Origin of the sequence: Cypionkella aquatica (genome assembly GCF_030161095.1) — a bacterium.
GTDB lineage: Bacteria > Pseudomonadota > Alphaproteobacteria > Rhodobacterales > Rhodobacteraceae > Cypionkella > Cypionkella aquatica.
Genome location: NZ_BSPP01000004.1, coordinates 603,583 through 622,489 on the forward strand (window position 1 = coordinate 603,583; position 18,907 = coordinate 622,489).

At 60.4% G+C, this 18,907-nt stretch carries 18 protein-coding genes; 5 read left to right on the forward strand and 13 right to left on the reverse strand.

The features are described from left to right. The first annotated feature begins 43 nt into the window (after window positions 1-43). A complete protein-coding gene (locus QQJ98_RS06385; RefSeq protein WP_284324491.1) occupies window positions 44-1,870 on the forward strand; it encodes an autotransporter assembly complex protein TamA in 1,827 nt (608 codons plus the stop codon). Then, window positions 1,870-5,397 (forward strand): translocation/assembly module TamB domain-containing protein, encoded by a 3,528-nt coding sequence (locus QQJ98_RS06390; protein WP_284324492.1) that lies wholly within the window; start codon window positions 1,870-1,872, stop codon window positions 5,395-5,397. Before QQJ98_RS06385 ends, QQJ98_RS06390 begins: the two co-directional genes overlap by 1 nt. On the opposite strand, the gene QQJ98_RS06395 is transcribed toward QQJ98_RS06390, so the two are convergent. Genes QQJ98_RS06395 through QQJ98_RS06415 form a run of 5 tightly spaced genes read right to left on the reverse strand, consistent with a single transcriptional unit; the run spans window position 5,391 to window position 8,533 of the window. Next, window positions 5,391-6,233 carry a YihY/virulence factor BrkB family protein gene (locus QQJ98_RS06395; RefSeq protein WP_284324493.1) on the reverse strand — a complete coding sequence of 281 codons (843 nt, stop codon included), beginning with the start codon at window positions 6,231-6,233 and terminating at the stop codon, window positions 5,391-5,393. The genes QQJ98_RS06390 and QQJ98_RS06395 overlap by 7 nt on opposite strands. Beyond that, window positions 6,233-6,679, reverse strand: coding sequence for a MarR family winged helix-turn-helix transcriptional regulator (locus tag QQJ98_RS06400; protein ID WP_284324494.1), 447 nt, complete (start codon window positions 6,677-6,679; stop codon window positions 6,233-6,235). Before QQJ98_RS06400 ends, QQJ98_RS06395 begins: the two co-directional genes overlap by 1 nt. A 13-nt stretch (window positions 6,680-6,692) precedes the next feature. After that, a complete protein-coding gene (locus tag QQJ98_RS06405; RefSeq protein ID WP_284324495.1) occupies window positions 6,693-7,523 on the reverse strand; it encodes a carbon-nitrogen hydrolase family protein in 831 nt (276 codons plus the stop codon). Continuing rightward, the gene (gene grxC, locus QQJ98_RS06410; RefSeq protein WP_284324496.1) at window positions 7,523-7,774 is read right to left on the reverse strand and encodes a glutaredoxin 3; all 252 of its coding nucleotides are present in this window, start codon (window positions 7,772-7,774) and stop codon (window positions 7,523-7,525) included. Before grxC ends, QQJ98_RS06405 begins: the two co-directional genes overlap by 1 nt. Before the next feature lie 36 nt (window positions 7,775-7,810). After that, window positions 7,811-8,533: a double zinc ribbon domain-containing protein gene (locus QQJ98_RS06415; protein WP_284324497.1), complete on the reverse strand. Its 723-nt coding sequence runs from the start codon at window positions 8,531-8,533 to the stop codon at window positions 7,811-7,813. A gap of 24 nt (window positions 8,534-8,557) precedes the next feature. Here QQJ98_RS06415 and QQJ98_RS06420 point away from each other — a divergent pair, with 24 nt between their 5' ends. Beyond that, window positions 8,558-9,346, forward strand: coding sequence for a methyltransferase domain-containing protein (locus QQJ98_RS06420; RefSeq protein WP_284324498.1), 789 nt, complete (start codon window positions 8,558-8,560; stop codon window positions 9,344-9,346). 46 nt (window positions 9,347-9,392) lie between these two features. Next, window positions 9,393-10,451 (forward strand): ferrochelatase, encoded by a 1,059-nt coding sequence (gene hemH / locus QQJ98_RS06425; RefSeq protein WP_284324499.1) that lies wholly within the window; start codon window positions 9,393-9,395, stop codon window positions 10,449-10,451. Window positions 10,452-10,490: 39 nt separating this feature from the next. Here the strand turns inward: hemH and QQJ98_RS06430 are convergent, their stop codons facing one another. The 4 genes from QQJ98_RS06430 to QQJ98_RS06445 form a co-directional block, all read right to left on the reverse strand. Continuing rightward, window positions 10,491-10,718 carry a hypothetical protein gene (locus QQJ98_RS06430; protein ID WP_284324500.1) on the reverse strand — a complete coding sequence of 76 codons (228 nt, stop codon included), beginning with the start codon at window positions 10,716-10,718 and terminating at the stop codon, window positions 10,491-10,493. A 121-nt stretch (window positions 10,719-10,839) separates the two neighbouring features. After that, window positions 10,840-11,070 carry a hypothetical protein gene (locus tag QQJ98_RS06435; protein ID WP_284324501.1) on the reverse strand — a complete coding sequence of 77 codons (231 nt, stop codon included), beginning with the start codon at window positions 11,068-11,070 and terminating at the stop codon, window positions 10,840-10,842. A 399-nt stretch (window positions 11,071-11,469) separates the two neighbouring features. Beyond that, window positions 11,470-11,652, reverse strand: a complete 183-nt coding sequence (locus tag QQJ98_RS06440) for a hypothetical protein (RefSeq protein ID WP_284324502.1) — start codon at window positions 11,650-11,652, stop codon at window positions 11,470-11,472. Between the two features lie 283 nt (window positions 11,653-11,935). Then, window positions 11,936-12,541: a L,D-transpeptidase gene (locus tag QQJ98_RS06445; RefSeq protein ID WP_284324503.1), complete on the reverse strand. Its 606-nt coding sequence runs from the start codon at window positions 12,539-12,541 to the stop codon at window positions 11,936-11,938. A gap of 199 nt (window positions 12,542-12,740) precedes the next feature. Between QQJ98_RS06445 and dalA the strand changes: the two genes are divergently transcribed. Next, window positions 12,741-13,256: a divisome-associated lipoprotein DalA gene (dalA, locus tag QQJ98_RS06450; RefSeq protein WP_284324504.1), complete on the forward strand. Its 516-nt coding sequence runs from the start codon at window positions 12,741-12,743 to the stop codon at window positions 13,254-13,256. Between the two features lie 78 nt (window positions 13,257-13,334). On the opposite strand, the gene QQJ98_RS06455 is transcribed toward dalA, so the two are convergent. From QQJ98_RS06455 to QQJ98_RS06470, 4 genes are all read right to left on the reverse strand, one after another. Further along, the gene (locus QQJ98_RS06455) at window positions 13,335-13,847 is read right to left on the reverse strand and encodes a L,D-transpeptidase family protein (protein WP_284324505.1); all 513 of its coding nucleotides are present in this window, start codon (window positions 13,845-13,847) and stop codon (window positions 13,335-13,337) included. A 116-nt stretch (window positions 13,848-13,963) separates the two neighbouring features. Further along, the gene (locus QQJ98_RS06460) at window positions 13,964-15,187 is read right to left on the reverse strand and encodes a class I SAM-dependent RNA methyltransferase (protein WP_284324506.1); all 1,224 of its coding nucleotides are present in this window, start codon (window positions 15,185-15,187) and stop codon (window positions 13,964-13,966) included. Beyond that, complete coding sequence (locus tag QQJ98_RS06465; protein ID WP_284324507.1) at window positions 15,184-17,034, reverse strand: ABC transporter ATP-binding protein; 1,851 nt, start codon at window positions 17,032-17,034, stop codon at window positions 15,184-15,186. The genes QQJ98_RS06460 and QQJ98_RS06465 overlap by 4 nt, the downstream gene beginning before the upstream one ends. Next, window positions 17,031-18,872 carry an ABC transporter ATP-binding protein gene (locus QQJ98_RS06470; protein ID WP_284324508.1) on the reverse strand — a complete coding sequence of 614 codons (1,842 nt, stop codon included), beginning with the start codon at window positions 18,870-18,872 and terminating at the stop codon, window positions 17,031-17,033. The genes QQJ98_RS06465 and QQJ98_RS06470 overlap by 4 nt, the downstream gene beginning before the upstream one ends. Between the last annotated feature and the right edge of the window lie 35 nt (window positions 18,873-18,907).

Sequence of the window (18,907 nt, forward strand, 5' to 3'; positions counted from 1 at the left end):
TGTTGATCACGGCATAGTGTGGATAAGTTTAGTTGGGGTCCCCATGTATAGTGTTCAGATCAAGAAAACGTCGCGTGTTGTCGCGGGGGCATTGGTGCTGAGTCTTATGGCGGGCTCGGGCGGGCAAGCGCTTGATCGGGTTGAATTTAGCGTGCCGGGTGCGCCGAAAGCGCTGGAAAAAGAGCTTCGGGCGGCGTCGATTCTGGTCGCGGGCGAGGGCTCTAAGGACAAGCAGGCGCAGGATCTGTTTACCGATGCGCGGGCAGAATACGCCAGCCTGCTGAACGCGCTTTATGCGCGCGGCTATTATTCGGCGGTGATCCACGTCTATGTTGATGGGGTCGAGGCCGCGAATATCGCACCATTGGACGCGCCCACGACGATTGGCGCCATCAAAGTTGTGGTCGAGCCGGGGCCAGAATTCAAATTCAGTCAGGCGCGGGTGGCGCCTTTGGCCAAGCGCACCGAAATGCCTGAAGGGTTCGCGGTGGGTAAGACCGCCGAAAGCGGTGTGATCCTAGAGGCGGTGACAGCCGGGGTGAATGGTTGGCGCGATCGCAGCTATGCCAAGGCCAAGGTCGCCAGCCAGAAGCTGACCGCTGACCACGGCAACAACACTTTGGCGGCAGATGTGCAGTTGAACCCCGGCCCGGCGCTGCGGTTTGGCAAGCTGACGGTCAAGGGCGCCGAGCGGATGCGGCTGCGCCGGATCGAGGCGATTGCCGGGTTGAAAGAGGGTCGCGCCTATTCTCCGGCCGAGTTGGACCGCGTGGCCTCGCGGTTGCGGCGCACGGGCGTGTTCAAATCGGTGACGCTGACCGAAGACGATTTCATCACCTCGCCGGATTTTTTGGGCATCACCGCGACTTTGGTCGAGGAAAAGAAGCGCCGCTATACGTTTGGCGCGGAACTGAGCAGCAATGACGGCGCGACAGTCACCGGCGAATGGCTGCATCGCAACCTGTTTGGCGGCGGTGAGCGGCTGAAGGTAAGCGGCGCTGTCACCAACATCGGTGCGGCGGAAAGCGGGGCGGATGTGGTGCTTGGCGTGTCGTTAGAGCGTCCGGCGACGTTCTCGCCGGATACCACGGCGGGGGTTGGGCTGACCTATGGCCGCATGAACGAGGCCGATTATAGCGCCGATCTGTTCGGGGCCAGCTTTACTCTGTCACAGGTGGTGTCAGAGCAGCTTTCGGCCAAGGCGGGGCTTTCCTATGATTATGCGCGGATTGACGATCCGCGCGGGCAATCGACCTATCGCGCGGTGTCGTTGCCGTTAAGCGTGATCTTGGATCGCCGCGACAGCAAGACCGATGCGACTCGGAATTTCTATCTTGCGGGCGAGGTGAAGCCTTTCCTTGGCTTTGGCATCACCGACAGCGGTGTGCGGGCGACGGTGGATTTGCGCGGCTACAAAGGGCTGGGAGCCACCAACCGGCTGGTGTTGGCGGCGCGGTTTCAGGCGGGGGCTGTGTTCGGCTCCAGCCTGTTGGGAACGCCGCGCGATTATCTGTTCTATTCCGGCGGCGGTGGCACGGTGCGCGGTCAGCCCTATCAATCCTTGGGTGTGAATGTGCTGCGCAGCGGTCTGGGCGATGCGTTCAAAACCGGCGGCAAGACCTTTATCGGCGGCTCGTTCGAGGCGCGCGGCAAGGTGACGGAATCGATTGGCGTGGTGGGTTTTGTCGATGTGGGTCGCATCGACGCCGATGAGTTCTTTAGTGATTTGGGCGATTGGCACGCAGGCGCTGGGATTGGCGTGCGCTATGCCACCCCCGTCGGGCCGATCCGGCTGGATGTGGCGGGGCCAGTTGGCGGCGACACCGGCGACGGTGTGCAAGTTTACGTTGGTTTGGGGCAGTCATTCTGATGCGGAAATATCTTCTGGCCACATGCCTTGCCGTGATGCCCCTGACGGGCCATGCGCAAACGGATGACCGCGATTATCTGACGGCGTTCCTTGAGGACAGTCTGTCAGGCGCTGGGCGCAAAGTGGTGGTGACGGGCTTTGCAGGCGCGTTGTCGTCGCAGGCCAGTCTGACTGAGCTGACCATCGCGGACGATAGCGGCATCTGGCTGACGCTGCGCGATGTCACTTTGGACTGGAGCCGATCCTCACTGCTGTCTGGCGCGGTGGTGGTGAACGAGTTGACCGCAGGCGAGATTATCCTGGACCGCCTGCCCGTGGGTGAGGCTGCGACCCCATCGCCCGAGGCCAGCAGCTTTGCGCTGCCAGAGCTGCCGGTTTCGGTGGAAATCGGAGAGATTGCCGCCAAGCGGATCGTGCTGGGGCCAAGCGTTCTGGGCACCGGGCTTGAGGCGTCATTGCAAGCTTCGCTGTCATTGTCGGGGGGTGAGGGCAAGGGCAGCATTGATCTGGTGCGCACCGACAGCGGGCCTGCAGGCAAGGTGGTGTTGACGGCGTCTTATGCCAATGCGACGCAGCAGTTGTCGATTGATCTGGCGGCGGAAGAGGCGGCGGGCGGGATCGCCTCGGTCAAGCTGGGTCTGCCGGGCGCGCCTTCGGTGGCGCTGACGGTCAAGGGTGCGGGGCCGGTTTCGGATTTTGCGGCGGATGTGGCGCTGACCACCGATGGCGTGGATCGGTTGGCGGGCAAGATCGCGCTGAAGGGCCAAGACGACGGTGCGACGGCCTTTTCGACCGATCTTGCGGGGGATCTGGCACCGCTGTTCCTGCCATCTTATGCCGAGTTCTTTGGTAATTCGGTGAGCCTTGTCACCGCTGGCAAACGCTGGCCGGATGGTCGGTTGGCGTTGGACAATCTTGCGGTGACGGCGAAAGCCTTGGCGCTGCAAGGCTCGCTTTCGCTGGCATCGGATGGGTTGCCGCAGAAGTTCAATCTGACGGGCAAGATCGCGGCACCTGATGGCAGCCCTGTGCTGTTGCCGTTGACCACCGATCTGCCGATCAAGGTCAACTCTGCCGATATTGCGCTGGGCTATGACGCCACCCAAGGCGAAGGATGGAGCGCGAATATCGCGGTTTTGGGCTTTGATCGGGCCGATTTCCGCGCCAGCGGCGTGTCGCTTTCCGGCTCGGGGCGGATTGGACGGCTGGGGGGGGTGCGGCAGGTGGGTGCCACATTCCGCTATACTGCCGAGGGGTTGGACCCGACAGATCAGGCAGTGGCGCGGGCTTTGGGTTCGGTGATCTGGGGCGACGGTTCGGCCTATTGGCGCGAGGGCGAGGGCAGCGTGACTCTGCAACGGCTGTCGCTGATGGGCGAGGATTACGCGGCTTTGGTCAGCGGCAAGATCGAAAGCCTGAACGATGCATTTGCGTTAAGCGGCAAGGCCAGCGCCAAGATGGAAGATCTGTCGCGATTGTCGGGCCTTGCGGGACGGCCTTTGGCGGGTGCGGCTGAGGTTTCCGTCAGCGGCAATGGCAGCCCGATCACTGGCGCCTTTGATCTGACTGCCAGCGCCAGCGGCACCGATATGAAAGCAGGCATCACCGAGGTTGATAACCTGTTGCGCGGGCAGTCAAATGTCACAGCCTCGGTCGTGCGGGATACCAGCGGGACGCTGCTGCGCGATTTGACCGTGAAGGCGACCTCGCTAGAGGTGAAAGCCAAGGGCACTCTGGCGACGGCCGGCAGCGACATCACCGCCAATCTGCTGTTCCGCGATCTGAGCAGTTTGGGCGCACAATATCGCGGCGCGCTGGGCGGCGAGGCGCGCCTGACCGGCACGCTAGAGGCTGGCAAGGCGACTTTTGCCGCCAATGGTCGCGGCTTGGCGATTGGCAATCCGCAGGCGGACAAGTTGCTTGCGGGCAATTCGGTTGTCTCGCTGGCGGTGTCGATGAAAGACGGCGTGGTGCAGATTGACAAGGCCAGCCTGAGCAATCCTCAGATGGAGGCTGATGCCTCGGGCAGTGTGGCGGGCGATCGGCAAACCATTGATCTTACGGCAAGGTTGAAAAATCTGGCGCTGATCGTGCCGGAATTTCCCGGCGCGCTGACGGTTTCTGGCACGGCGGTGCAAGATGCGTCGGGCGTGGTGCTGGATCTGGCGGGCAAGGGGCCGGGGCAGATTGATGCCACTGTGAAGGGCAAGTTGAACCCCAGCTTTGGCTCGGGTGATCTGGCAATCAAGGGCACGGCGCAAGCGGCTTTGGCCAATGCGTTCATTCAACCAAGGGCGATTTCGGGGCAGGTGGGTTTTGATCTGCGGCTGAACGGGCCGCTGGGGCTTGCCGCGCTGTCTGGTCCGGTGACGTTGACGGGCGGTCGGTTGGCCGATCCGGCTTTGGCCTTTGCGTTGCAGGATATTGCCGCGCGGGTGAATTTGGCGCAGGGGCGGGCGGTGGTAGATGTCAGCACCAATGTGTCATCCGGGGGCAGTGTGGTGGTGACGGGCAGCGCCGGGCTTAGCGGCAATTACGACGGCAATCTGGCGATTGACCTGCGGCAGGTGACTTTGCGCGACCCGGATTTGTTTGAAACCACGCTGAACGGCAATCTGACGATGCAGGGTCCGCTGATGGGTGGCGCGCGGATTGCCGGGCGCATCGGTTTGTCGGATACCGAATTGCGCGTGCCTTCGACCGGGTTTGGCGGCGCGGGCGGTTTGCCGGGGTTGGAGCATAAGCGCGAGCCACGTCCGGTGCGCGCCACCCGTGCGCGGGCGGGGCTGATTGATAATGGCAAGACTGCGGGCGCGGGCAGCAGCGGGACGGGCTATGGTTTGGATATCACGGTTTCCGCCCCCAGCCTGTTTATCCGGGGCCGGGGTCTGGATGTGGAAATGGGCGGCGAGTTGCGTCTGTTGGGCAGCACCAACGCGGTGGTGCCGTCCGGCTCGTTCGATTTGATCCGGGGGCGGTTGGAGCTGTTGGGCAAGCGGCTTGATCTGACGGAAGCCACGCTGCAGATGCAGGGTGATCTTGTGCCGTATATCCGCGTCGTCGCCACCACCGCCGAAAACGACGGCATCACCAGTGGTGTGACGATTGATGGCCCGGCAACCGACCCGGTGGTGACGTTCTTCTCGACCCCGGAACTGCCGCAAGAGGAAGTGTTGGCGCAGCTGCTGTTCGGACAGGATTTGCAGAATCTGTCAGCGCTGCAAGCGCTGCAATTGGCCAATGCGGTCGCAACTTTGGCGGGGCGCGCCGGGGAGGGCATCGTCTCGAAGCTGCGGCAGGGCTTTGGGCTGGACAATCTTGATCTGAAAACCGATGCATCGGGGGGCACTTCGGTCACGGCGGGTAAGTATCTGACCAAGAATATCTATTCCGAAGTCACTGTCGATCAGGATGGCCAGTCAGAGATCAACCTGAACCTTGATATCAGCAAATCGGTGACGCTGCGGGCGAATTCAGGCAGCGATGGCAACACCGGGCTGGGGATCGTGCTGGAAAAAGACTACTGAAGCGCGCGGCGGTTGCGGTTGCGTTCTGCATCCACCGCCGCGCCCAGAAGCACGGCATAGGCGCTGACGTATAGCCACATCATCAGCACAACCACCGCCCCGATCGAGCCGTAAACCCGGTTATATGACGCGAAATTCGCCAGATACAGGGTGAAGCCACGGGTGGCCAGAACCCACAGGATCACCGCAACCAGCAGCCCCCAAGACAGCAGCGGCGGGCGGGTGCCAGTGTAATTCGGCCCCAGACGATAGGCCATACCCACGGCCAGAACGGCAGCAACAACCCCCAGCAGCAGGTTTGAATCGGCGAGTATCTGGCTGGGGATCGCACTGGGCAGATAGGCCACCACCACCGGCAAAACCACTGCCATCACCAAAGCCGCCAGCACCAGCCCGACGAGCACAAAGGTCAGCACAATCGCGCGCAACTGGTGCCAATGTCCCGAGCGGTTGGGCAGATGGTGGATCGCATTCAAGCCCCGGATCAGCGCAGCCACTCCGGCGCGGGCAGACCACAGGGCCAGCGCGGTGGACAGCAGGGTTGCAAGCCCAAGATTGCCGCTGGGCACCGCCAACAAAGCCTCAACCTGGCCAAAGATCAGCGAATAGGCGTCATGCGGCAGGAAGCCGCGCAGCAGTTCGATTTCCTCGCGGATCACCGAAGGGTTTGAAATGAAACCCCAAATTGCAATAATCGCGGCGGCGGCGGGGAAGATCGCAAGAAAGGCATAAAAGGCCACACCTGCGGCGATCAGGTCAAGCTCGGCTTGTTCGGTGCGGCGGTAATAGCGCAGAATGGCGGCGTTGATGTTGGGGGGCAGCAGACGTATGCGCATCAGTCTTCGCCTTCCAAACGGACGCGCAATTCGCGCAAAACCGGCAGCACAGCGCGGACCTTCTCGGCCCCAAGAGCGCTGACCACTTCGGCAATCATCGGCGAAACCGAGGCCACAGCAGCATCGCGGGCTGATCTGCCAGACGGGCTGATGGCGACGAATTTCTGCCGCGCATCGTCCCAATCGGGGCGGATGTGGATATGGCCCGCCCATTCCAGCTTGGCCAAAGTGTTGGTCATCGCACCGCGGGTGACGTGAAATGCGCGTGCCAACTGCGCCGGGGTGCGTTCGTCGTTCAGGCGGGCAAGGTGGTTCAGCACCGAAAAATGCGACAGCTCCATCCCCTTTGGCAGCGCCTTGGATATACGGTTGCGCGCCAACTGGTCGGCCATGAACAGCTCGCCAAACAGCGCAACGGCGATCTCTTCGGTGCGGGTGTCGGTCATCGGCAGAGCTTTGTCATGGGCCGCTGAACGTGCGGTCGTGGGTGAGCGAGGGCACGCGGGCGCGGGCTCTGCCAACCTCATCTAGGTCAAGATCAACCAAAGTCACGCCGGGCGCAGTGCCCGCATCGGCCAGCACGTCGCCCCAAGGCGAGATCGCCACTGAATGGCCATAGGTGTTGCGGCCTTTGCCGTGGGTTTCGGGATGAAAGCCGGTTTGCGCCGGGGCGAGGATGAAGCAGCCGTTCTCTATCGCGCGGGCGCGCAGCAGGCTGTGCCAATGCGCTTCACCGGTGATGTGATTGAAGGCGGCGGGCACAGTGATGATCTGCGCTCCTGCCTGCGCCAGACGGCGATACAGATGCGGAAAGCGCACGTCATAGCACACCGTCATGCCGATTTTGGCAAAGGGTGTCTCGGCCAGCACTGCCTTGGTGCCGGGGCGATAGCCTGCTGATTCGCGGTACACCTCGGTCTCGGATACGTTGACATCAAACATGTGGATTTTGTCGTAGCGCGCAGCGATTTCACCTGTGGGCGCGATCAGGAACGACCGATTGGCAAAGCGGCCATCTTCATCATGGGTCAGCACGCCCAAAGACCCGATCAACAGCCATATCCCCGCCTGTGCGGCCTGTTCGCGCAACGCGGCTAGGGTTGTATCCTGGTCTTCGTGCTGCATGACGCTGCGCTGATGCGTCCGGCTGGAGGACAGCAGGTTGCTACACTCTGGCGTCAGCACAAAGCCAGCACCAGCTGCCACAGCTTCGGCGATCCGTGCCTGCGTAACGCCCAGATTGGCGGCGGGATCGTCGCCAACCGTCAGCTGCACCAGCCCCGCGCGCATCAGGCGAGCATCGGATCAAGTTTGCCCGCATGATCCAGCGCATGCAGATCATCGCAACCGCCGACATGAGTGCCACCAATGAAAATCTGCGGCACAGAGCGACGGCCCGCGCGTTCGGTCATCGCCTGACGCAGGGCCGGATCAGCGCCAACGTCAATTTCGGTGTAGGCAACGCCCTTTTTCTTCAGCAGGCCCTTGGCGGCGATGCAATAGGGGCAGGTCTGGGTGGTATAAATCTCAACATTTTTCATCGGCGTATCCTTACAGTCAGGGGTGACTATAAGGATTTAGGCATCCTTCGCAACGCGGGCTAGGGCCAGAACAGAAATCCATGTTGCACCGCCTGCAATGCAGGCCTCTGCCGCCGCCGCAAATGTCGCGCCAGAGGTCATCACATCATCCACCAGCAGGACATGACGCCCCTCGGCCCGGTTGGCGCGGCGGGGATGCAGCACCAACGCATCTTGCATATTGGCAAAACGGCCATCGCGGCTGCGGCCTTCCTGGCTGTGTGTGTTGCGGTGCCTGACCAGTAGATCGGGGCAGTGTTCCAGCTCTGCCCGTTTGGCGAGTGCAGATGACAGCAGCGCTGCCTGATTGTAGCGCCGCTTGATCAGCCGCATCCAATGCAGCGGGATGGGGACGACCAGCATCCCCGGTTTCAGGATCGGCGCGGCGACCCGGTGCAGCCAGTTCGAAGCCGGGCGGGCCAGATCGAGCCTGTCACCATGCTTCAGCGCCAGCACCATCCGTCGCCCGTTGTCTTTATACAGCAGTGCCGCGCGACCCTGCGACCATGGCCGCGCGGTGGTCAGGCAATCGTCGCAATGCTCTGGCTGGCCAAGATCTTCGCCCGGCAGCAACACGCCACATTTGTCGCAAACCAGCCCTACGATAAACGGCGTTTCGCGCCAGCACGGGCCGCATAAGCCGAAATCCGTTGTCACCTGTGCATCGCAGGTCAGGCATTGCGGCGGATAGATCAGATGCAGTGCGGCTTGTAATCCCATGCCTTGCCCCTATGTTCGCGCCCCATGACGCCAGTTTTGACCGACCGCACCGCCCTTGGCCTGCACCGTGCCCGCGCAACCGCCTTTTTCCTGCAAGAGGAGGCCGTCGCAGAGGCACAGGATCGGCTGAGTGAGGTTAACAGATCGTTTACAAACCCGGTGGTGGTGACGGCTTTTCCAGATTTATGGCGCGATTTTTCGACAATCGCCGATGATGATCGGCTTGATCTGGCGGTCGAGTCGCATGATCTGGTGATCAACGCGCTTACCCTGCATTGGGCGAATGATCCGGTTGGGCAATTGGTGCAATGCCGCCGCGCGCTGGTGCCGGATGGGCTGTTCTTTGGCCTGATGTTCGGCGGTCAGACCCTGCACGAATTGCGCGCAAGCCTTGGGCAGGCAGAGGCCGAGGTGATGGGGGGGCTGTCGCCGCGGGTGTTGCCGATGGGCGAAATCAGGGATCTGGGTGGGCTGTTGCAGCGTGCCGGGTTTGCTTTGCCGGTGGCAGACAGCTTTACCAAAACCGTGATGTACCGCGATGCGTTTCACCTGATGGCCGATCTGCGCGCCATGGGTGAAGGCAATGCGCTGGCCGCGCGGCTAAAACATCCGACCCGGCGCGCGGTTTTGGCGCGTGCGGCGCAGATTTATGCGCAAACCTATGGCACGCCCAACGGACTTGTTCCGGCGACGTTTGAGATCATTTGCCTGACCGGCTGGGCTCCGCATGAAGGCCAGCAAAAGCCGCTGCGAGCAGGCTCTGCCACGGCGCGGCTGGAAGATGCGCTAAAGGCCGCAGTCAAGGACGGTTGACGCCGCGCGGAACCACGTTATCTCGGGGGCAGCTTCAGGAGCCACCATGACCGATATTGCCGCAGGAACCGACCGCCTCAGCCATGCCCCCGCCGATCACCCCGTGGTCAAGCGTCCGAAGATTGGCATTTTGCTGGCCAATCTTGGCACCCCGGATGGTTATGATTACTGGTCGATCCGGCGCTATCTGTCCGAGTTTCTGTCGGATAAGCGGGTGGTCGATCTGTCAGATTGGCTGTGGCAGCCGATTTTGCAACTGGCGATCCTGAGCCGTCGGCCATTTACCTCTGGCGCGAATTACAAACTGATCTGGAATCACGAAATCAACGAAAGCCCGCTGCTGACGATCACCAAAGCGCAGACGGCGGCGATTGCTCAGGCGGTTGCGGCCCGCTATGGCGACGGCGTGATGGTGGATTTCGCGATGCGTTACGGCAACCCTTCAACCGCGAGCAAGGTCAAGGCCATGGTCGCAGCAGGCTGTGAGAAGATCTTGTTTTTGCCGCTGTATCCGCAATATGCGGGTGCCACCACCGCAAGCGCCAATGATGCGTTCTTTGCGGCTTTGCAGCGTGAAAAGCGCCAGCCCGCGGCTCGCACCGCTGCCGCTTATTTTGACCATCCTGCCTACATAGATGCTCTCGCCCAATCGGTAGAGCGCGCCTATGCCGCGCTTGATCACAAGCCCGACGTGCTGGTGACAAGCTATCACGGCATGCCAAAACGCTATCTGATGGAGGGCGACCCCTACCATTGCCAATGCCACAAAACCACGCGGCTGCTGCGCGAGCGGCTGGGCTGGGACAAATCTGCGATCGAGATCACGTTTCAATCAGTGTTTGGCCGCGAAGAATGGCTGAAGCCGTACACGGTTCAGCATGTTGCTGAACTGGCCAAGCAGGGCAAAAAGCGTATCGCAGTGATGGCCCCCGCGTTTTCGGCCGATTGCATCGAAACGCTGGAAGAAATCAACGGCGAAATCCGCGAGTCTTTTGAACACGCGGGCGGCGAGGTGTTTACCTATATCCCGTGTCTTAACGACGAATCAGCACATATAAATGCGTTGATGCAGGTGATCGAAGAAAACCTTGGCGGGTGGATTTAGGGTCAGCCCTGCCATGTCCGGCAGGGCTGCACAGTTGGCTTAACCGCCAACGATAACTTCGCCACCGCCGCCGCCACCACCACCACTGCTGGATGCAACCGCTGCAACAACCAGCAGCAACAGCAACAGCGGGATAACCACGCCGCCCGACGAGGACGTGGTTTGCGCAGCAACGACTTCTGGTTCCATCACCGGCTCCACCACACCGCCCGCGAAGGCAGAAGTTGTGGCCAGCGAGATCGCGGTGATCAGGGCAATTTTCTTCATTTTCAACTCCGATTGAGTGTCATACTTTTCTAACGCACTGAAAAAACGGTTTAATTCAAGACATGCTTTAAAGGCCATAACCCCAAAATGCCTTGAATTGCCCGATATGAGACCCTTTGACCTACTGCAAAGTAGGGAGGGGCGTCGATCCACCACCGCCACCGCCACCGCTGCTGGATGCAACTGCTGCCACAACCAGCAACAACAGCAACAACGGGATAACCACACCGCCCGACGAAGACGCGGTTTGCGCGGCGACGACTTCCGGTTCCATCACAGGCTCGACGACCCCACCTGCGAAGGCAGATGTTGTGGCCAGCGAAAGGGCAGTAGCAAGAGCAATCTTATTCATGACAGTCTCCAATAAATTCCATTCCGCGCGGATTTGCGCGACCAGTAATCGCCTGAAGTCACTCGCGATGAGATCACGCCGGAAGGGATGGCATGATCCCGGCACCCTTGCTGAAAATTCCAGCACGTCAGAGTGCCCGCAGAATGAATTTACGCGTTAGTGCGCAGAGGCTAGCGGCGAAAGTCCGCTCAATCAATCATTTCTTGGTGAGCACATAATTTAAGCAAAAGCCGTTGAAACACTGCTACGCCGAAAATCAGAGTTTTCAGTTCAATCTGAACTTGCGGAGGTTTCCATGAAGCGCGCATGCAAAGCGTCGCTGTGAGGCCATAAAACGGTGTCGTAAAATAGAAAAAGACGGCAGATTGCTCTGCCGTCTTTCCCAATTCGATCCAAGGATTAGTTGGACGAAACTGCAGCAGCCACAACCAAGAGCAGCAGCAGCGGGATCAGAACGCCGCCCGAGGACGAGGTGGTCGCAGCTGCGACAACTTCTGGTTCCATTACGGGTTCAGCAACGCCGCCAGCGAAAGCGGTGGTAGCAGCAACCGACAAAGCGGCAGCGAGAGCGATTTTTTTCATGTCTATCTCCAGTTTTCTGCATGCCGCCAAATTCGCAGAGGCGACGGCACGCACCCAAGAATATTCCTCGTGCTTGCTCTGTAACCCGCCAATGGCCGAAATTGCAACGATCCGTCCAAGGCCAAAGTTAAAGCGTGTGGCCATGTCGTCAATTTGGCAACACCTTGGAGAGATTTGCCGAGAATCACGGCTTTGGCGAAAAAAACTTTGAATTCAGTCACAACGAAAACTGCCAGCAGGGCCGAAAGACCCACGCTGGCAGCAATTAAATGCGGGTGTTGCGTTAGAGCAACAGCACCTGTGTGCCAACTTTGGCCAGCGAGAACAGCTCTAGAATGTGCTCGTTATACAGCCCGACGCAGCCGCTGGACGACCGACGGCCGATCTTGCGGGTGTCATGTGTGCCGTGGATGCGATAGGCGGGCCAGCCAAGATACAAAGCCCGCACGCCAAGCGGGTTGTCGGGCGAGCCGCCTGGAATCACCTTCGGCCAGTCAGGATGCGCGGCCAGCATGGATTGAGTCGGGATCCAGCGCGGATTCTCAACCTTTTGAATAACATCGGTGCGGCCACGGCGGGTCAACTCGTCGTTCAGGGGCACCGAAGTCGGGTAAAGTTTGTAGACGCTTTGATCTTCCGACCAGTAATGCAGCGCACGCGAGTTCAGATCGGCAAGAATCACCCCGTTCTTGGTGTTGTCGAAATGATCGCGCCAGTCCAGCATGCGGAAGGCCGAGATATTGTTGCGGATCGGGCCAGCCAAAGGCGCGTCTGCCTCGGTATCGGCAAGCTGTTGAGCGGCTGCGGGCAGCGCGGCGGCCGACATCGCGGCGGCAGCAGTGCCCAGAAACAGGCGGCGGTTCAGCGAATTGCGGGGGTCGGCGGCCATCGGCTCTGCTCCATTATTGAGACTGCTCTTTTGCGGCTATTACCGCTTTGTTGACACAGTCGCAAATCAAAGGCGCGTTAATAGGCGATCTCGTGCCACGTTTGTCACAAATTCGCAGCGATGGATTTGAAACCTTGCGCGGACTTCGTTAAGCACAAGCAAACAAGGGCCAGAGCAGCCCATAACAGGTGAAATTGAGATGAACAGACGGACAGCCCTTGTCGCAGGCAGTGCAACTTTGTTGGTCGCGTCTTGCGGCATGGGCTCGGCGCCTCCGGTAGATGCCAGCGGCACAGCGGCCCCCCGAGTTTATCGCATCAACAAGGCAGAGGCAGACAAAATCCCGTTCCGTCTGCTTGATTCGGTCAATGCTTTGCGCTCGGCAAAAGGCGTGCAGCCGCTGGCGTTCAACGCGGCCCTCAATGCAGCCGCGCTGACCCATTCACGCGATATGGCGGTGCAGAATCGGCCCTGGCACTTCGGCTCTGACGGCTCGTCGCCACTGCTGCGGGTGCAGCGGGTTGGCTACACCGGGCAGTTTGTCGGTGAGACGATTTCGGAAACCTATCAGACCGAGCTGGAAACCCTGTCGGCATGGATGGCCGAAGCCGATACCCGCGATGTCATCCTGACCCCCGCCGCGCGTGAGATTGGCTTTGCCTGGTTCCAAGAGCAGTCGGGCAAGATCTGGTGGACGCTGGTTCTGGGCGGCTGAGCGGGTCGCAACCTGTCAGATACAAAAAAGGGGCCAGCGCGGCCCCTTTTTCTATGGCTTATCCGAGGTCTGAACCGCTTACGGCAGAATCTGAATCGGCGTGCCGGGTTTGACCATCGCGTATATCCGCTCAACTTCTTCATCGGTCACGGCAATGCAGCCTGCGGTCCAATCCGGGCTGGAAACCGCACGGGGCTTGCCGTTCTTCTTACGCGGTGGGCCGCCGTGGATCATGATATCGCCACCCGGCGGCTTGCCCAAAACGTCAGCATGTGCGCGGTCGGCTTCATTCGGATAGCTGATGCCCAATGACAGATGATAGCGCGAATTCGGGTTGCGGTGGCTGATGAAATAGATCCCCTCGGGCGTCTTGAGATCGCCCTCGAATTCCTTGTGACCGACCGGATTGCCGCCCAGACCAATATCGTATTCCTTGATCACCTTGCTGTTGTGCAGCAGATACATCTTGCGATTGGCCTTCTGCACCTGAATCGAGGTGATTTCTGGCCCGTTATAGGTCTTGAATTTTGACGAACAGGCGGTCAGCGCCAGCCCAGCCAAAACCACCAGAAGAATCCGTAGAACCCGCATCTTTTGCCCGCTCGTTATTATATTTTTCAAAGCGCATAGCGAAAAAACCGCAGGTTGCCTAGTCTGCGTGATGGCACAACCGATCACGCTTTTTTCAACGCAAGATCGCGTGGGGCTTAGGGGCGGCTGAATCTTGCGACAAGTTCGACATGCGAAGACCAGCGGAACTGATCAACAACCTGCACCCAATCCAAGCGATAACCGCCTGCAATCAACACCTTGGCATCACGCGCAAAGCTGATCGGATTGCAGGAGACCGACGCGATCACCGGCACTTTGCTGCGAGCCAGCACGGCCATCTGTGCTTCAGCCCCAGCGCGGGGCGGGTCGATCACCACAGCCTCGACGCCCTTGAATTCATCATCTTCCAGTGGCCGTCGGAACAGATCGCGGGTTTCCACCGTAACGCGCTTTAGCCCTTCGGTGTTATGCGCGGATTTCTCCAGCGCGGCCATCATTCTGGGCTCGCCCTCCACCGCATGCACCTCGGCCCGCTCGGCCAAAGGCAAAGCAAAGGTGCCAACGCCCGCGAACAGATCAACGATCTTTTTCGCAGGCCCAATCGCGAAAGCGACCGAGCGCAGCAGCGCAGATTCGCCCTCAACCGTGGCCTGCAAGAAAGCGCCGGGGGGTGGCGACACCAACGCGCGGCCAAACCGCTGCATTGGAGCTGTGCGCAGTGCCACGGTATCGCCGTTCCACGTCAGGCGGGCAAAGCCATAGGTTTCGGTGACGCGCGCCAGTTCCAGCTGCAACTGCCCGTCCAATTCCTTGCCACCCGTCACCATCACATCCGCCCCCGAAAGCGAACGCGTGACGGTCAGCGAAACCTCTGCCGTGCGAGAGCCGCCCAGTTTGACCAAAGCTTGCAGACCCGGCAGTGCCGCCATCAGATCGGGGTGCAAAAGCTGGCAATTCGGCACTTCGACCAGTGTATCCGAGCCGCGCGCATGAAATCCCATCAGCGCCCCGGTCTTGGTGCGCCGCGCTGCAATTGTCGCGCGACGCCGCGATTTAGGGGGCGAGGTGATGATGGGCCGAAACTCGGCCTCCAACCCCTGCCCCGCCAAAGCACCCTTCACAATCCCAAGCTTCCAATCGGCCACGAAAGCATCCGAGGCGTGCTGCATCATGCAGCCACCGCAGGTTTTGGCATGGCTGCACGGCGGCTTCACGCGATTGACCGAAGGCGTCACGATCCGCGCCTGTGTCAGGGTATCGCCCTGAAGTTCACCCTCAACTTCCTCGCCCGGCAGCATCCCCGGCACAAAGATTGTGCCGGAAGGCCCTTGGGCTACGCCGTCGCCCAGATGGCCCAGCCGTTCGATGGTGACTTTCACTCTGCCGCTTCCTTTTCGTCGGTGCCGATGAAGCCGCCGGATTGGCGATTCCAATAGCGCGCGTATAGCCCGGCCTGTGCCAGCAATTCCGCATGGCTGCCCTGTTCCACAACGCGGCCCGCGTCAAGCACCACAATGCGGTCCATCTCGGCAATCGTCGAAAGGCGGTGCGCAATCGCCAGCACAGTTTTGCCGCGCATCACCGAGGTCAGCGCATCCTGAATGCTGGCCTCGACTTCTGAATCCAAGGCGCTGGTCGCCTCATCCAACACCAGAATCGGCGCGTCTTTCAGAAAGGCGCGGGCCAAAGCGATGCGTTGCCGCTGCCCGCCCGACAGTTTAACCCCACGCTCACCCAGATAGGCATCATAGCCCTTGCGGCCCGCAAAATCGCGCAGGTTCAGGATGAACTCATGCGCCTCGGCCTGCTTGGCGGCTGCGATCATCATATCTTCGGTCGCAGCCGGGTTGCCATACATGATGTTCTCCCGGGCCGTGCGATTGAACATCGCGGTCTCCTGCGTGACCATGCCGATCTGCCGCCGCAAGCTTTCCTGCGTCACAGTCCGCACATCGATGCCATCAATCAGAATCCGGCCCTTTTCGGCGTCATAGAGCCGCAAAAGCAGCGCCACCAGCGTCGATTTCCCGGCGCCCGAGGCTCCGACAATGCCGATCTTTTCACCCGCTTTAATCGACAGGTTCAAATCATCGACGCCGCCGCGCCCATCCTCAGTCTTGCGGCCATAGGCAAAGGTCACATGCTCCATCTGCACTTCGCCCCTCACGCGCGGCATCTCTTTCGCCCCTGTCGCATCCTGCAGCGTGTAAGGTGGCGTCAGGGTTTTCACGCCATCCTCAACCTCGCCCAGATTGCCGAAAATCGACATCAGGCTGAACGAAACCCAGCCGGTCATCTGCGCCAGACGAAACGCAATCGCCCCAGCCGCCGCAATATCTCCCGAGGTCGCCCCACCTTGCGACCACAGCCACACCGTCGCCCCCACCAGCAAAACCGGCAGCACGCCCGCCAAAGCCATCAGGCTTAGGCGGAACCAGCTGGAAATAATGCCATATTCAATCGCCTTGTCCCGAAAGCCGTTCATCGCCTCTAAGGCCACGCCATCCTCGTGCCGCGCATGGGCGAACAGCTTGACGGTTTTCATATTGGTCACGGTATCGACGATCTGCCCCGTCACCATCGCCCGCGCCGCAGCCCGCGCGCCCGAAGCGCCACGTACCTTTTTCAGAAACCCGCGGATAAACAGGATGTAGGCCGCGATCCAACCCACCAGCAGCAGCGAAATCCAGCCGTTGATCGTGCTGAGCAGCGCAACCGACCCGATTACCGAAGCCAGCGAGAATGCCATCGTCTCGATACTGCCCGAAACCACATCCGTCGCAGCCCGGGCGACCTGCATCTGCTTTTGTGCAATGCGGCCAGCGAAGTCATTGTCGAAAAACGTCACGGCTTGGCCCAATGTCCAGCGATGCATCCGTGACAGGATTAGCGGAAACAGGTTGGGTTCGACCACAATCGCGGCGGCATGCGTGGTCAGCCCAAAGATCAGCGGGCGGGCGATCAGGTAAAGCCCGACAAAGCTGATGAACAGCCACAGATGGTCACTAAACACTGTCGACGGATTGGCGGTATTGGCGGCGTCAATCACATCGCCCAAAATCGTCGCCGAAATCGCTTCCATCGAGCCGGAACAGGCCGACCAAAACGTCGCCCACAAAATCCCGGGCCAAGCGCCCTGCACCGCCCAGAGAAAGAATTTCCAGGTGGTCGTGGGCGGGTTGGTCGATGCGGGGCGGAACGGCTTGATTGTGGGGAAAAATCTCATGCATCCGTCTCCAGCCCGATGAACCCGCCGGATTGACGTGCCCAGAACCGAGCATAAAGCCCGTTCGCCCGTAAAAGTTCCGCATGCGAGCCGGATTCGGCGATCATGCCATCCTCCAGCACCACGATCCGATCCATCGCGGCGATCGTCGAAAGCCGGTGCGCAATCGCGATCACGGTTTTGCCCTGCATCACACCGAAAAGCGCATCCTGAATCGCGGCCTCGGCCTCGGAATCCAAGGCAGAAGTCGCTTCATCCAAAATCAAGATCGGCGCATCTTTCAAGATCACCCGCGCCAAAGCCACGCGTTGCCGCTGCCCGCCCGACAGTTTCACGCCCCGCTCGCCGACATGGGCATCATAACCGATCCGACCCTCGGGGTCTTGTAATGTCAGAATAAACTCATGCGCATCAGCTTGCCGCGCCGCGTCGATCATCTGTGCTTCGGACGCATCTGGCCGCCCATACAGAATATTTTCGCGCACCGAGCGGTGCAGCAAGCTGCTGTCCTGACTGACCATGCCAATCTGTCGCCGCACCGAATCCTGCGTGACGCGCGCGATGTCCTGACCATCAATCAAGATGCGCCCGGCCTCGGTATCGTAAAACCGCAGCATCAGCTTGACCAAGGTGGACTTCCCCGCGCCTGAGCGTCCGACAACCCCGATCTTTTCCCCGGGTGCCACATCCAGCGAAATCGCCTGCAACCCACCCGAGCCACGCCCGTAATGATGCGAAACCCCCTCGATCTGCACATGGCCGCGCTGGAAATCCAGATCGCGCGCGCCCGGTTGATCCACCAGCGCAATCGGTTGAGTGATGGTCTGCATGCCTTCCTGCACCGTGCCAAGGTTCTGCACCAGATTGGTCGTCGCCCACATGATCCAATACGTCATGTTGTTCAGCCGCAGCACCAAAGTCACAGCTGCCGCCACAGTGCCAACGCTGGCAAGTCCCTGATACCAAAGCCACATCGCCCAAGCTGTCACCGCCACGATCAACAAGCCGTTCAGGGCTGTCAGGATAATATCCATCTTGGTGACAACGCGCATTTCGGTGAAAAACGTCTGCCGTGCCCGCTCAATCGCCTGTTTGCTATAGGCTTCTTCCAGATCATGATGCGCGAACAGCTTCACTGAATGGATATTGGCATAAGCATCCACCACCCGCCCGGTGACAGCCGAGCGCGCGTCCGAACTCGCCGTCGCCGCAGGCCCCGCGCGCCCGATCGTCCACCGCATCAGCGCAACGTAACCCGCGAACCACAGCACCAGCGGCAGCAACAACCGCACATCCGCCCCCGCGAGCATGATCGCAGCCCCCACAAGCGTGGTCGAGGCAAATGCCACCGCGTCAAAGGTCTGAAACACCGCCTCGCCCGCAGCCGGGGGAGCCTGCATGATCCGGTTGGCAATCCGTCCGGCGAAATCAGATTCGAACCAGCCCACGGGTTGCCGCAACACATGCCGATGTGCCCGCCAGCGCATCATCGTGCCGAAGTTCGGCAGAATCGTGTTGTGCAACAATGCCACCCCAGTGCCGCCAATCAGGGGCCGCAAAATCAGAACTGCAAGCGCAACAAGGATAATTTCGGTGCCATGGGTGGCCCAGATTTGCGCTGGTTCGCCATGCGCTAGCACATCCACCAACCGCCCGACATACCAGATCAACCCAACATCAAATGCTGAATTCGCGGTGGCCACGATGGCCGTGACCGCAAAAACCCCCTTAAACGGGCGAATATAGTCGCGCAAAAACGGCCACAGTTTGCGCGGCGGCGTGTCGGTTTGGGCGTAGGGTGCATAGGGGTCAACAAGACCCTCAAAAAACTTGAACATGATGATCTCGCGCGTTGCCCTTGGCATCTAGCGCC

What these genes read in the sequence shown, in the direction of transcription:
- QQJ98_RS06385 (WP_284324491.1), top strand. Translation starts at nt 44, where the DNA reads ATGTATAGTGTTCAGATCAAGAAAACGTCGCGTGTTGTCGCGGGGGCA.
- QQJ98_RS06390 (WP_284324492.1), top strand. Translation starts at nt 1,870, where the DNA reads ATGCGGAAATATCTTCTGGCCACATGCCTTGCCGTGATGCCCCTGACG.
- QQJ98_RS06395 (WP_284324493.1), bottom strand. Translation starts at nt 6,233, where the DNA reads ATGCGCATACGTCTGCTGCCCCCCAACATCAACGCCGCCATTCTGCGC.
- QQJ98_RS06400 (WP_284324494.1), bottom strand. Translation starts at nt 6,679, where the DNA reads ATGACCGACACCCGCACCGAAGAGATCGCCGTTGCGCTGTTTGGCGAG.
- QQJ98_RS06405 (WP_284324495.1), bottom strand. Translation starts at nt 7,523, where the DNA reads ATGCGCGCGGGGCTGGTGCAGCTGACGGTTGGCGACGATCCCGCCGCC.
- grxC (WP_284324496.1), bottom strand. Translation starts at nt 7,774, where the DNA reads ATGAAAAATGTTGAGATTTATACCACCCAGACCTGCCCCTATTGCATC.
- QQJ98_RS06415 (WP_284324497.1), bottom strand. Translation starts at nt 8,533, where the DNA reads ATGGGATTACAAGCCGCACTGCATCTGATCTATCCGCCGCAATGCCTG.
- QQJ98_RS06420 (WP_284324498.1), top strand. Translation starts at nt 8,558, where the DNA reads ATGACGCCAGTTTTGACCGACCGCACCGCCCTTGGCCTGCACCGTGCC.
- hemH (WP_284324499.1), top strand. Translation starts at nt 9,393, where the DNA reads ATGACCGATATTGCCGCAGGAACCGACCGCCTCAGCCATGCCCCCGCC.
- QQJ98_RS06430 (WP_284324500.1), bottom strand. Translation starts at nt 10,718, where the DNA reads ATGAAGAAAATTGCCCTGATCACCGCGATCTCGCTGGCCACAACTTCT.
- QQJ98_RS06435 (WP_284324501.1), bottom strand. Translation starts at nt 11,070, where the DNA reads ATGAATAAGATTGCTCTTGCTACTGCCCTTTCGCTGGCCACAACATCT.
- QQJ98_RS06440 (WP_284324502.1), bottom strand. Translation starts at nt 11,652, where the DNA reads ATGAAAAAAATCGCTCTCGCTGCCGCTTTGTCGGTTGCTGCTACCACC.
- QQJ98_RS06445 (WP_284324503.1), bottom strand. Translation starts at nt 12,541, where the DNA reads ATGGCCGCCGACCCCCGCAATTCGCTGAACCGCCGCCTGTTTCTGGGC.
- dalA (WP_284324504.1), top strand. Translation starts at nt 12,741, where the DNA reads ATGAACAGACGGACAGCCCTTGTCGCAGGCAGTGCAACTTTGTTGGTC.
- QQJ98_RS06455 (WP_284324505.1), bottom strand. Translation starts at nt 13,847, where the DNA reads ATGCGGGTTCTACGGATTCTTCTGGTGGTTTTGGCTGGGCTGGCGCTG.
- QQJ98_RS06465 (WP_284324507.1), bottom strand. Translation starts at nt 17,034, where the DNA reads ATGAGATTTTTCCCCACAATCAAGCCGTTCCGCCCCGCATCGACCAAC.
- QQJ98_RS06470 (WP_284324508.1), bottom strand. Translation starts at nt 18,872, where the DNA reads ATGTTCAAGTTTTTTGAGGGTCTTGTTGACCCCTATGCACCCTACGCC.